Annotated in this window: 10 protein-coding genes; 9 read left to right on the forward strand and 1 reads right to left on the reverse strand. The window is 66.5% G+C overall.

The annotated features are described in order from the left end of the window. Positions 1 to 59 precede the first annotated feature (59 nt). The 9 genes from yrfG to rsd all read left to right on the forward strand — a co-directional run bounded on the left by yrfG (position 60) and on the right by rsd (position 10,048). A complete protein-coding gene (gene yrfG, locus DFO68_RS11965; protein WP_133483868.1) occupies positions 60 to 749 on the forward strand; it encodes a GMP/IMP nucleotidase in 690 nt (229 codons plus the stop codon). After that, positions 742 to 1,128, forward strand: a complete 387-nt coding sequence (gene hslR / locus DFO68_RS11970; protein ID WP_133483869.1) for a ribosome-associated heat shock protein Hsp15 — start codon at positions 742 to 744, stop codon at positions 1,126 to 1,128. Before yrfG ends, hslR begins: the two co-directional genes overlap by 8 nt. Positions 1,129 to 1,135: 7 nt before the next feature. Beyond that, positions 1,136 to 2,011, forward strand: coding sequence for an Hsp33 family molecular chaperone HslO (gene hslO, locus DFO68_RS11975; protein WP_133483870.1), 876 nt, complete (start codon positions 1,136 to 1,138; stop codon positions 2,009 to 2,011). A gap of 249 nt (positions 2,012 to 2,260) precedes the next feature. Continuing rightward, positions 2,261 to 3,829, forward strand: coding sequence for a phosphoenolpyruvate carboxykinase (locus tag DFO68_RS11980; protein ID WP_133483871.1), 1,569 nt, complete (start codon positions 2,261 to 2,263; stop codon positions 3,827 to 3,829). A gap of 138 nt (positions 3,830 to 3,967) precedes the next feature. Next, positions 3,968 to 4,465, forward strand: coding sequence for a peptide-methionine (R)-S-oxide reductase MsrB (gene msrB / locus DFO68_RS11985; protein ID WP_133483872.1), 498 nt, complete (start codon positions 3,968 to 3,970; stop codon positions 4,463 to 4,465). A gap of 242 nt (positions 4,466 to 4,707) precedes the next feature. Beyond that, complete coding sequence (locus tag DFO68_RS11990) at positions 4,708 to 7,062, forward strand: Tex family protein (protein ID WP_133483898.1); 2,355 nt, start codon at positions 4,708 to 4,710, stop codon at positions 7,060 to 7,062. 103 nt (positions 7,063 to 7,165) lie between these two features. Then, the gene (gene gshA, locus DFO68_RS11995) at positions 7,166 to 8,797 is read left to right on the forward strand and encodes a glutamate--cysteine ligase (RefSeq protein ID WP_166637566.1); all 1,632 of its coding nucleotides are present in this window, start codon (positions 7,166 to 7,168) and stop codon (positions 8,795 to 8,797) included. Continuing rightward, entirely contained in the window at positions 8,794 to 9,330 is a 537-nt protein-coding gene (locus DFO68_RS12000; RefSeq protein ID WP_133483874.1) for a disulfide bond formation protein B, read from the forward strand. The genes gshA and DFO68_RS12000 overlap by 4 nt, the downstream gene beginning before the upstream one ends. Positions 9,331 to 9,547: 217 nt before the next feature. Beyond that, positions 9,548 to 10,048, forward strand: coding sequence for a sigma D regulator (gene rsd, locus DFO68_RS12005; protein WP_133483875.1), 501 nt, complete (start codon positions 9,548 to 9,550; stop codon positions 10,046 to 10,048). Between the two features lie 101 nt (positions 10,049 to 10,149). Here the strand turns inward: rsd and DFO68_RS12010 are convergent, their stop codons facing one another. Next, on the reverse strand, positions 10,150 to 13,212 hold the full coding sequence (locus tag DFO68_RS12010; protein ID WP_133483876.1) for an efflux RND transporter permease subunit: 3,063 nt from the start codon (positions 13,210 to 13,212) through the stop codon (positions 10,150 to 10,152).

Consider the following 13,212-nt stretch of genomic DNA (forward strand, 5'->3'; position numbering starts at 1 on the left):
GTTGGTGATTCGCTACAATACTACGTTTCAAACGCTCTCGACTCACCCTTGGAGTAGCGATGATCGACTGGCGCGCCATCGATACCGTCCTGCTGGACATGGACGGCACCTTGCTGGACCTGCATTTCGACAGCCATTTCTGGCTCGAGCATCTGCCGCGACGCTATATGGAACTGCATCGCCTCGACGAGACGACCCAGGAGGCGCTGCGCGCCCGGATCATCCGCGAGCAGGGTACCCTCAACTGGTACAGCCTGGCCTACTGGAGTCGCGAGCTGGGGATCGACGTGGTGGCACTCAAGCGCGAGGTACAGCACTTGATCGGCCTGCGCGGCGATGCGTTGGATTTCCTGCGCTGGCTCAAGGCGGCCCACCCCCGGGTGGTGTTGGCCACCAACGCCGACCGCGCGAGCCTGGCGCTCAAGCTGCCGCTGACCGGGCTGGAGGCGTATCTGGATGCCATCGTCTCCTCGGAGGACCTCGGTGTGCCCAAGGAGGAACAGGGCTTCTGGTTCGCCCTGCAGGAGGTCGAACCCTTCGACCCCACACGGACACTTTTCATCGACGACAACGCCGCAGTGCTCCAGAGTGCCCGGGAGTTCGGCATCCGCCACCTGCTGGGCATCAAGCAGCCCGACAGCCGCCGGCCGGAGCGGGAGCTCGAGGAATTCATCGCCCTGGACCGCTTCGCCAGCATCCTGCCCGATAACCTGCCGCCCGCGGCGGGCGAAGGAGATAGCCATGGATAGCGTCAGGCTCGACAAGTGGCTGTGGGCGGCGCGCTTCTTCAAGACCCGGGCGCTGGCCAAGAAGGCCATCGAGGGCGGCAAGGTCCACTACCAGGGCGGGCGCGCCAAGACCAGCAAGGCCGTCGAGGTCGGCGCGCTGATCCGTGTGCCCCAGGGCTGGGACATCCTGGAGGTAGAGGTGCTGGCGCTCTCCGACCAGCGTCGCGGTGCCCCCGAGGCCCGTGCGCTCTACCGCGAGACCGAGGAGAGCGTGGCGCGCCGCGAGCGCGAGGCCGAGGCACGGCGGCTCACCCACCAGGCGATGCAGCACCCCCTCAAGCGTCCCGACAAGAAGCAGCGGCGGGATATTCGACGCTTCAAGGAAAGCGGCGAGGAGTAATGTTTTCATGACCGATCAGATCCAGCGTTTTCTTTTTGATGGCACCAACGTGCGTGGCGAAATCGTCAGCCTGGAGCACGCCTACGGCGAGGTGCTCGAGCGCCATGACTATCCCCCCGCGGTGAACCATCTGCTCGGCGAACTGCTCGCCGCGGTGGCGCTGCTCACCGATACCGTGAAGCTCGACGGCACCCTGAGCATCGAGGTGCGCGGCCAGGGGGCCCTGGCCCTGCTGATGGCCGAATCCAATCCCGGCGGCGAGCTGCGCGCCATCGCCCGCCTGGCCGAGGATGCGCCGATCCCCGGCGAGCATGCCGGCTTCCGGGAACTGGTGGGCAACGGGCAGATCATGATCACCCTGGACCCCACCGATGGCCACCGCTATCAGGGTATCGTGGCCCTCGAGCACGACAGCCTGGCCGGCTGCCTGGCCGCCTACTTCGCCCAGTCAGAGCAGCTGCCGACACGACTGTGGCTGGCCGCCGACGGGCAGCGTGCCGGCGGTCTGCTGCTCCAGCGTCTACCCGACGATTCGCGTAACCAGGATGCCGACGCCTGGGAGCGCACCGTGTTGCTGGCCGACACCTTGAAGGATGCGGAACTGCTCGATCTCGCCCCCCTCGAGGTGCTGCGACGGCTCTATCATCAGGAGACGGTGCGGGTCTTCGCCCCCAAGCCGCTGCGCTTCGGCTGTACCTGTTCGCGTGAGCGTATCGCCTCGGCGTTGATGACCCTGGGTTCACAGGAGCTGCGCGAGGTGCTGGCCGAGCAGGGCGGTATCGAGACCCAGTGCCACTTCTGCCACACCCGCTACCATTTCACGGTGGCCGACGTTGAGGCGATGCTCAACGACGGCGAGGGCTCGCCCCCGATCCTGCACTGAAGGCGTGATGTACTAAGGCCGCAGCGCAGCAGATGCCGCGGAAGTGCGATGACCAACGGCTGCGATGTTGTAGAAAAACTACAAGAACTTCGCCCATTAGCGGCGTTTCCCGGCAGCGGCGTTTTTGTCATAATGGTGTCGTTTATCATCGGTCGACCGCCCACTTCCTAGCTAGACGGCAATGACCATGTTGCGTCACAGACGCCCCTGCACACGAAAGAAAAGCGGCCGCAAGGCCCAGGATACGACATGACCACGACCCAAGCCGTCCCCCAGCAAACCGCCATTTCCCACGTCAACCTCTGCAGTGCCGAGCTGATCGAGCGGGCAGTGACCAATGGGGAAGGGCGTCTGGCCGCCAATGGCGCGTTGGTGGTGAACACCGGCGCACGCACCGGCCGCTCGCCCAAGGATCGTTTCATTGTCGACGAGCCGAGCACCAGCGGTCAGATCGATTGGGGCAGCGTCAATCGCCCGTTCGATGCCGAAAGGTTCGATGCGTTGTGGGCCCGCGTCGATGCCTATCTGGCTGGCGCTGAGCACTACCTGTCCGAGCTCCACGTGGGCAGTGATCCGCAACACTACCTGCCGGTGCGCGTCACCACCGAGACCGCCTGGCACAGTCTGTTCGGCCGTACCATGTTCGTGCGTCCCGAGGCCTACAATCCGGCCGTCAAGGAGGAGTGGACCCTCCTCAATGCGCCGTATTTCACCTGTGACCCGGCCCGCGACGGCACCAATGCTGATGGCTGCGTGATCCTCAACTTCGCCCAGAAGAAAGTGCTGATCGCCGGCATGCACTATGCCGGCGAGATGAAAAAGGCGATGTTCTCGGTACAAAACTTCCTACTGCCAAGCGTCGGCGTGCTACCCATGCACTGTAGCGCCAACGTCGGCGAGGATGGCGAGACCACGCTATTCTTCGGCCTCTCGGGTACCGGCAAGACCACCCTCTCCGCCGACCCGGCACGCTACCTGATCGGCGACGACGAGCACGGCTGGGGGCCTGGCACCGTGTTTAACATCGAGGGCGGCTGCTACGCCAAGTGCATCGACCTCTCCGAGAAGAACGAGCCGATCATCTGGCGGGCCATCAAGTTTGGCACCGTGCTGGAGAACGTGGTCCTCGACGATCGCCGTGAGCCTGACTACGCCGATGACAGCCTGACCCAGAACTCGCGTGCCGCCTATCCGCTGGAGCACGTCGAGAAGCGCGTGCCCGAGAATCGTGCCGGCGAGCCGAGCGCCATCGTCTTCCTGACCTGCGACATGTCCGGCGTGCTGCCCCCGGTTTCCGTGCTTTCCAAGGAAGCCGCCGCCTACCATTTCCTTTCCGGCTACACCGCCAAGGTGGGCTCCACCGAGGTGGGCTCTTCCGCCGGCCTCGAGGCAACCTTTTCTACTTGTTTCGGCGCGCCCTTCTTCCCGCGCCCGGCGCGTGAATACGCTGACCTGCTGATCAAGCGCGTGGCCGAGCAAGATGCCCAGGTCTATCTGGTCAATACCGGTTGGACCGGTGGCGCCTACGGCGAGGGCGGCGCGCGCTTCTCGATTCCCACCACTCGCGCCATCATCAGTGCCATCCAGGCGGGAGTGCTGCGCGATGTCGAGACGCGCCAGGTCGAGGGTCTGAACCTGGCGGTGCCCACCGCCGTGCCGGGTGTCGACTCCCGCCTGCTCGATCCGCGCCAGACCTGGGAAGACAAGGCCGCCTATGATCGTCATCTGGGCGAACTGGTAGCCAAGTTCGTCGACAACTTCAAGAAGTTCGAGGGTGTCAACGAGGCGATCATCAAGGCGGGCCCCAGCCTGACCTGAGGCGAGCAGCGGAGGAGAGACAAGGCGAACCGGCGCTAAAAGCGGCGGTCTGAGCGGGGGAAGGACGCACGTCCTTCCCCCGTTGGCGTCCTGCGCCATGGGGGGAGCGTCTGAATCTGACCACCAACGGAGAGAGACATGAAGCGACGGCATTTTCTCGGTGTGCTGGGGGGCGGCAGCCTGGCTGGCCTGCTGCCGGGGCTGGCTGCAGCACGACCCAAGCTGGATCTTTCGCGTGCCGAGGGGCTCGAGGTACTCAAGCTCTCCGAGGCCGAGTGGCGGGAGCGCCTGAGCGATAAGCAGTTCGAGATCCTGCGCGAGGGAGGCACCGAGCCGGCCTTCTCCAGCCCGTTGGACAAGGAGACCCGCGAAGGCGAGTACCGCTGTGCCGGCTGTGATCTGCTGCTGTTCACCAGTGACATGAAGTACGACTCCGGGACCGGCTGGCCGAGCTTCTTCGACCACGTCGAGGGGCACCTGCTGACCGAGCGCGATTTCGTGCTGCTCATTCCCCGCACCGAATACCACTGTGCGCGCTGCGGCGGCCACCAGGGCCACGTCTTCGACGACGGACCCGAGCCCACCGGGCTGCGCTGGTGCAATAATGGCCTGGCGCTGACCTTCGTGCCGGCCTAGACGGGCACCCCCAAGGCTCTCAGTTACGCATAGAGAGAGGCGCTGGAGGCAAGCCGAAGAAGAGGTCCTATGCCATGGATGGCATCGGTAGCGTACAGGGAAGTATTCACAGCGCCTCCTCGCAGGCTTGCCGCCGGATCAGCCTCGAGCGATAGAACTATCTGTAATAGCCCTGGCGGCGCCTCGATGGCGTTTGTGGTACATTTTCGCGATCATCTGGACGTTTGATGGCCAAGGATTTCATGGACGCACACGACAAGATCATCCGTCGCCTCGCCGAGGAGCTCACCGTTCGCCCGCCGCAGGTCAAGGCGACGGTGGAGCTGCTCGACGGCGGAGCTACTGTGCCCTTCATCGCCCGCTACCGCAAGGAGCTCACCGGCGGGCTCGATGACATCCAGCTGCGAGCGCTCCACGAGCGTCTCGCCTATCTGCGTGAGCTGGAGGAGCGCCGCGCGGCGGTGCTTTCCGCCATCGACGAGCAGGGCAAGCTCAGTGACGCGCTGGCCGCCCAGATCCAGGCCGCGGACACCAAGCAGCGCCTGGAAGACCTCTATCTGCCCTACAAGAAGAAGCGGCGCACCAAGGCGCAGATCGCCCGAGAGGCGGGGCTCGAGCCGCTGTCTAAAACCCTGCTGGCCGACCCGACCCTGGTCCCCGAGGATGAGGCGGCCAAGTACCTTCGCGCCGCCGAGGGCGACATCCCCGCCGTCGAGGACGCCAAGGCGGCCCTGGATGGCGCCAAGCAGATTCTCATGGAGCGTTTCGCCGAGGACCCCGAGCTGGTCGGCCAGCTGCGCGAGCGGCTGTGGCGCGAGGGTGAGCTCTCCTCCCGGGTGATCGCCGGCAAGCAGCAGGAGGGCGCCAAGTTCTCCGACTACTTCGAGCACAACGAGCAGCTCTCTAAGGTGCCCTCGCACCGTGCGCTGGCGATGTTCCGCGGCCGCAACGAGGGCGTGCTGGCGCTCTCCCTGCGCCTGCCCGGCGAGGACGAGGCACCGCTGCATCCAGCCCAGGTGGCCATCGCCCGGCACTTCGATATTTTCAACGGGAGCGGCGACCAGGGCCGCCCCGCCGATCGCTGGCTCGCCGAGGTGGTGCGCTGGACCTGGCGGGTTAAGCTCTACACTCACCTGGAGACCGAACTGATGGGCCGGCTGCGCGAGCGCGCCGAGCGCGAGGCCATCGAGGTGTTCGCCGCCAACCTCAAGGATCTGCTGCTGGCCGCTCCGGCGGGCCAGAAGGCCACGCTGGCCATCGACCCGGGCCTGCGCACCGGCTGCAAGGTGGCGGTAGTGGATGCCACCGGCCAGTTCCTCGAGCACGCCACGATCTATCCCCACGCCCCGCGCCATGCTTGGGAGGCGTCGCTTGCCGAGCTTTCCAGGCTGGTGGAGAAGCACGACGTGGCGCTAGTCGCCGTGGGCAACGGCACCGCCAGCCGCGAGACCGACCGCCTAGCCGGTGAGCTGGTGAAAGGGTTCGCGGGCAAGCGCGCGCTCTCCAAGGTGATGGTCAGCGAGGCGGGCGCCTCGGTCTACTCCGCCTCGGAGTATGCCTCCCGGGAGTTACCGGAGCTTGATGTCACCATCCGCGGCGCGGTCTCCATCGCTCGGCGCCTCCAGGACCCGCTGGCCGAGCTGGTCAAGATCGAGCCCAAGTCCATCGGCGTGGGCCAGTACCAGCATGATGTCTCGCAGCTGCAGCTCTCCCGGAGCCTGGAGGCGGTGATCGAGGACTGCGTGAACGCCGTGGGGGTGGACCTCAACACCGCCTCGAGCGCGCTGCTCTCGCGGGTCGCCGGCCTCAATGCGGCGCTGGCCGACAACATCGTCGCACGTCGCAACGCGCAAGGACCCTTTACCAGCCGCCGGGCGCTGCTCGAGGTCAGCCGCCTGGGGCCCAAGACCTTCGAGCAGTGCGCCGGCTTCCTGCGTATCATGAGCGGTGACAACCCGCTGGACGCCAGTGCCGTGCATCCCGAGGCCTATCCGCTGGTGGAGCGCATCGCCCAGCGCAGTGGACGCGACCTGGCGGGGCTGATTGGCGACAGCGCCACCCTCAAGTCACTCAAGCCGGCCGAGTTCGCCGATGAGCGCTTCGGCGTACCCACGATCGTCGATATCCTCGCCGAGCTCGACAAGCCGGGCCGCGATCCGCGCCCCGAGTTCAAGGCGGCAGAATTCCGCGAGGGGGTCGAGTCCCTCAAGGACCTCGAGCCGGGCATGATCCTCGAGGGTAGCGTGACCAACGTCACCCACTTCGGCGCCTTCGTTGATATTGGCGTCCACCAGGATGGCCTGGTGCATATCTCGGCGCTCTCCGATCGCTTCATCGAGGACCCGCGCACGGTGGTCAAGGCCGGCGACATCGTGCGGGTCAAGGTGATGAGCGTGGATCTCGCGCGCTCGCGTATCGGCCTCACCATGCGCCTTGACGACCAGCCGGACGACCACGGGGAGCCGGGTGGTGGGAAAGCACCGCGTCGCGGTCGTGATGACAAGGGCCGGGGGCAAGCGGCCGGCAAGGTAACCGAGACGGCCAGCCAGATGGGCGCCCTGGGCACGGCCCTGCTCCAGGCAAAGAAGGGTCGCTGACAAAGGCTGACAAAGGAAGCAACGCTGAGCTTGAAGCGTCGCCTGACGGCAGCATAATCTGACGATTACCGGGCGCCTTGGCGCCCGCCTTTTCACATATGGGGTGACCATCTTGTCCGAATCGTTCACCAGCCGCGTCGATCGACTCATTTCCCTGGCCGACCAGGGGCGGGTCGGGCGCCTGCGTCGCGGCATCGAGAAGGAGGGGCTGCGGGTCGACGGCGAGGGGCGCATCGCCGCCACCCCGCATCCCGCCGCACTGGGCTCCAAGCTGACCCACCCGCACATCACCACCGACTACTCCGAGGCGCTGCTGGAGTACATCACGCCGGTCTATTGTCGACCGGTCGATGCCATGGACTTCCTTGCCGACCTGCATCGCTTCAGCTATCGCCACCTGGGCGAGGAGCTGATCTGGCCGGCCAGCATGCCGGCGCGCCTGCACGGCAACGACAGCGTGCCCATCGCCGACTACGGGTCTTCCAACGTGGGCACCATGAAGACCGTCTATCGTAAGGGCCTGGACCTGCGCTACGGGCGAATCATGCAATCCATCGCCGGGGTGCATTACAACGTCTCGCTCCCCGAGGAGCTCTGGCAGCTGTTGCGCGAGCTCGAGGGTGACTTCGACACCCCCTTGCAGGACTACCGCTCGGCGCGCTACTTCGGTCTGATCCGCAACTTCCGCCGTCACAGCTGGCTGCTGCTCTACCTGTTCGGCGCCTCGCCGGCGCTGGATCGCAGCTTCCTGCCCGACGGCGAGCTGCCCGACAAGCTGCAGCGCCATGGCGAGCAGACCCTGGTGTCGCGTTATGCCACCAGCCTGCGCATGTCGGACCTGGGTTACCAGAACAAGGTTCAGGAACAGCTCAAGATCTGCTTCAACTCGCTCTCCAACTACGTTAATACCCTGCGCCACGCCATCGCCACGCCCTGGCGGGACTATCAGCGGCTGGGGGTGAAGGTGGACGGCGAGTGGCGCCAGCTCAACGCCAATATCCTGCAGATCGAGAACGAGTACTACAGCGACATTCGTCCCAAGCGGGTGACGCACCATGGCGAGACCCCCAGCCAAGCGCTGGAGGCCCGCGGCGTGGAGTACATCGAGGTGCGCTGCCTGGATCTCAACCCCTTCCTGCCGCTGGGGCTGGACGAGCCGCAGATCCGCTTCATCGATACCTTTCTGATGTGGTGCCTGCTCAGCGAGAGCCCCTGGATTCCCGACGACGAGTGTGACCGGCTGGACGACAACCGCCGCCTGGTGGTGGAGCGTGGTCGCGACCCGGCGCTGCGGCTGCTGCAGGATGGTCGGCATCGCTCCATCGCCGACTGGGGCGGCGAGATCGTTGCCGAGATGAGCGCGGTGGCCGAGTTGCTCGACCGTCTGGAGGCGGGCAGCCCCCATGCCGAGGCGCTGGCCGCGCTGACGCCGCGTCTCGACGACCCCGCTCTGACCCCCTCTGCGCGGTTGTTGGCGCGTCTCGAGTCGAGCGGAGAATCCTTCCTCGAGGCCATGCTGGGCCTTGCCCGGGAACAGGCGCAGGAGTTCCGCGATACCCCCATGGACCCCTCCCGGGAGGCGCTTTTCGACGAGCTGGTGGCGACCTCGCTGGCCCAGCAGCGCGAGCTCGAGGCGGGGGAGACCGAGGACTTCGAGGCCTTCCTGGCGCGCTACTTCGCGCATGCCCGCGAGGTGCGCACCCTCTCTCCGTTGCCCACCGGTGAGGTGTCATGATCGACGACCTTCGACGCCTCTCGGTCCGCGAATGGAGCCTCGCGGGCCTTGCCTTCTGCGTGCTGATGATGGCCGTGGCCCTGGGGCTCGAGCATGTCGTCGGGCTGGCGCCCTGTCCGCTGTGCATCTTCCAGCGGGTGGCCGTGCTGGCCGCCGCCGGGGTGTTTTTGGTCGCAGCACTCCATGATCCTGCCGGTCGCGCGGGGGCGGTGATCTACGCCCTGCTGTCGCTGGCCGCCGTGGGCAGCGGCATCGTCGTGGCGGGGCGCCATCTGTGGCTGCAGTCGCTGCCTGCCGACCAGGTGCCGAGCTGCGGCCCGGGGCTCGGCTACATGCTGGAGATCCTGCCCCTGCAGCAGGTGCTGGCCCAGGTGCTCTCCGGCTCGGGTGAGTGTGCCGAGATCAGCTTTCGGCTGCTGGGTATCTCGCTGCCCGGCTGGACCCTGGCCGGCTTCCTGATACTCGCCCTGGCCCCGGTGGGCCTGCTGCTGGCGGCCAATCGCCCGCGCCGCGGCTATCGCTGGCAGGGCTAGGCCCTACGGCGTTGCTCGAGGCGGGGCGCACACGCACGCAATGCTCGTTTCGTCAGCGCCCGCCGCCAGTGAGCCGGCCATCAACCCAGCAGGACCGAGCCCGCCGAGCTGACGGCAGGAGTGGATTGACAGCAGGCCCGGCAGACGCGAGTCTGTCACCTCCCGGGGTCGAGTGCCCCGAGTGGCTGGCCATGTCGAGCGAGCAAGGGAGGCATCCATGCTGGAAGATTGCAACAATGCCCTGGAGCGCTGGGGTGGCGTACACGAGTTGATCGATCGCTGGCTGCACGAGCGCCGTGAGCTGTTGATCCAGTTCGCCACGCTGAAGCAGACCTGTGACGCCGAGCTTGAAACGGTGAGCCCCAAGCGCGTCGATGCCTTTGGCGAGCGGCTGATGGATTACATCAGTGCCGGGCACTTCGAGATCTATCCGCAGTTACGGGAGGAAGCCAAGGCCTTTGGCGACCACCAGGCCCTGGAACTCGCCGAACGCTTGCTTGAGCGCCTGGAGATGTCCACCGAACTGGTGCTCTCCTTCGACCGCGACTACGACAGCCCCGCCCGCGCCCAGCACCATATGCGTCGTCTCCCCGCCTGGCTTGAGCGCCTGAGCCGCGGGCTCAGCAAGCGCTTCAACCTCGAGGATCAGCTGATCGCCCGCCTGCATGCGGCCCATTCGCCGGCTGCCGCTCGCGCCGAGGCCGATACCCGGGCCTGAGCGCAACGCCCTCCCGCAAGACAACGCCCCATCGGCTGCCGAGGTCGATGGGGCGTTGTCGTTGCGGGTGCCGTATCCGCCTGGTGCGAGGCATGACGGCGCTAGAGCCGGCGGTCCAGCCGTGACCCGAGCACCAGCATGCAGGGCGTGAGCAGCAGGGTCAGGCCGGTGGCGAAGGTCAGGCCGCCGGCGATGGCACTGGAGAGCTGGGTCCACCACTGGGTCGAGGGTGCGCCGATGCCCAGGCTCGGAGTGATCAGGTCGACGTTGACCCCCAGCACCATGGGAGTGAGGCCGAGCACCGTGGTCACGGCGGTGAGCAGCACCGGGCGCAGGCGCAGTCCGCCGGCTTCCAGCGCCGCCGCGCCGGGGGGGAGCCCCTCGCCGCGCAGCTGGTTGTAGGTGTCGATCAATACGATATTGTTGTTCACCACGATGCCCGCCAGGGCGATGATGCCCATCCCCACCATGACGATGCCGAAGGGCTGGGCATTGATGAGCAGGCCGAGCAGCACGCCGGCGGTGGAGAAGACGATGGCGGAGAGCACCAACGCCGCCTGGTAGAGGCTGTTGAACTGGGTGACCAGGATCAGCGTCATCAGGCCGATCGCCACCAGGAAGGCCATGGCCAAAAAGCGCATCGCCTCCTGCTGGTCCTCCTGCTCGCCGGCCACCTTGATCCTCACACCCTCGGGTGGCGCCGGCATGGCGGCCCTCAATGCTGCCAGGCGCTCATCGGGACGCTGCTCGGCGGTGACATCGGCCTCCAGGGTGATCGCCCGGCGCCCGTCGATACGGTGCAGGGTGCCCACCTTGGGGGCCGGTTCCAACGAGACGAAGTGCGAGATCGGCACCTGCCCGCGCTGAGTGTTCAGCGTCAGCCGGCCCAGCTGGTCCAGCGACCGGGCGCCCCGCGGTAGTCGCACACGGATATCCACCTCGTCGTCGACGCCGGCAGGGCGATAGGTGGCCACCTGCAGACCGGTGGTGATCAGCTGTACGGCACTGCCGATGCTGGCCACGTCGGTACCGAAGCGTGCAGCCTCTTCGCGATCTACCTTCACGCGCCACTCCACGCCCGGCAGGCTGCGGTCATCCTCGATATCGCGAAAGCCGCCGAGCTCACTCATGGCCCGGCGCAGCGCGTCGACGGTCTGATCGGCGAGGGCCGGGTCCTCGGCACTGATTTCCAGCACGATCGGCTTGCCGCCGCTGGGTCCCTTATCCTGCTCGCGGAATTCCAGCCGGATGCCCGCCAGGTCAGCGGTGCGCGCGGCCATCTCGGCGAGGATCGCGCTGGCATGGCGACGCTGCTGCCAGTCGATCAGCTGGAACTGCAGCACCCCTACCACGTCGTCGCCGAGCTGCTGGTCGGGCATCGCGAAGGAGCGTGCATAGAGCGCCTGAACCTCGCTCATGCCGGCAAGGCGCGCCTCCACCCGGCGCACGATGGCGTCAATCTCGCGGGCGGAGTAATCGCCCCGCGCATGCACCAGCACTTGCGCGGTATCGGGCTCGACGCTGGGGAAGAACTCGACGCCGTGATTGAAGCGGGCATAGGCGGTATAGATCAGTGCCATCAGCAGCAGCGTGAGCAGCAGGGTCAGGCCCGGCCAGGCCAGCAGGCGCGCCAGCACGCCCCGGTAAAGCCGTCCGCCGGCGGTGATCAGCTCGCTGTCGTGGCTGGCCGCGGCGCTTTGCACGCCGAACACGCCGCCCAGGGTGGGCAGAAACACCAGTGCCATGGCCAGCGAGGCCAGCAGGCAGAGGATCACCGTGATCGGCAGGTACTTCATGAACTGGCCTACCACCCCCGGCCAGAACAGCAGCGGCAAGAAGACCGCCAGGGTGGTGGCGGTGGAGGCGATCACCGGCCAGCTCATGCGCGTGGCGGCGTGGATCCAGGCCTCCCGGGGTGGCTGTCCCTGGCGCAGCTGGCGGTCGGCCAGCTCGCTGACCACGATGGCGCCATCCACCAGCATCCCGGCGACCAGGATCAGCGCGAACATCACCACGATGTTCAGCGTGTAACCCAGCGCCCAGATCAGCAGGATGCCGGTGAGAAAAGCCCCGGGAATGGTCAGTCCCACCATCAACGCCGGGCGCAGGCCCATGGCGGCGAGTATCAGCACCAGCACCAGCACCACCGCGGTGACCACGTTGTTGAGAAGCTCCGAGAGGATGTCGCGCACGGTCTCGGACTGGTCGAGGATGGTGGTGATCTCCAGCTCCTCGGGTATCCGCTCGGCCGCCTCGTCGAGCAGCGCCTGCACCTGAGTCACGGTGGCGATGATGTTGGCCCCGGCCCGCTTGGAGATCTCCAGCACCAGCGCCGGTTGGCCATCGATGCGGGCGAAGCCCTGCGGGTCCTTGAAGGTGGGGCGGATCCAGGCCACGTCACTAAAGGTCACCACCCGATCGCCGTCGATCTTCACCGGCATCGCCATCACGTCCTCGAGTCGCTCGATCACCCCCGGCACCTTGAGCGGCTGGCGTCCGGCCCCGGTATCCAGGCTGCCCGCCGCTACCAGGCGGTTGTTGCGGCTGACCAGGTTGAATAGGGTATCGAAGTCGATCTCGTAGCTGTCGAGTACCAGAGGGTCGACGACGATCTCCAGCAGATGCTCGCGGTCGCCACCGATCTCTACCTCCAGCACCTCAGGGATGCCCTCGATCTCCTGTTGCAGGCGGCTCGCCACGGCCAGGCGCTGGCGTTCCGCCAGGGGGCCGGCCAGGCCGATCGAGAGCACCGGGAAAAGCGACACGTTGACTTCCATGACCCGCGGCTCCTCGGCTTCGGACGGCAGTTCGGCGCGGGCGATGTCGACCTTCTCGCGCACGTCGGTCAGCGCCTGGTCGGGGTCAAAGCCGGCATCGAACTCCAGGGTCACGGCGGCATGGCCTTCGCTTGACTGCGCGGTCATCTTGCGCAGCCCCTCGATGCTGCGCAGTTCCTGTTCCATGGGGCGCACCAGCAGGCGTTCGCCATCCTCGGGGCTGACCCCTTCCAGCGACATCGACACATAGATGATGGGAATGGTGACGTCGGGGTTGGCCTCTTTGGGGATCGCCTGCCAGGCGGCGAGCCCCGCCAGCAGCAGCGCGACGAGCAGCAGCAGGGTTGTGCGGGAGCGATCCAGTGCCGCTTCGATTAAGGTGCGCAT

It is taken from the genome of Halomonas ventosae (genome assembly GCF_004361885.1).
GTDB lineage: Bacteria > Pseudomonadota > Gammaproteobacteria > Pseudomonadales > Halomonadaceae > Halomonas > Halomonas ventosae_C.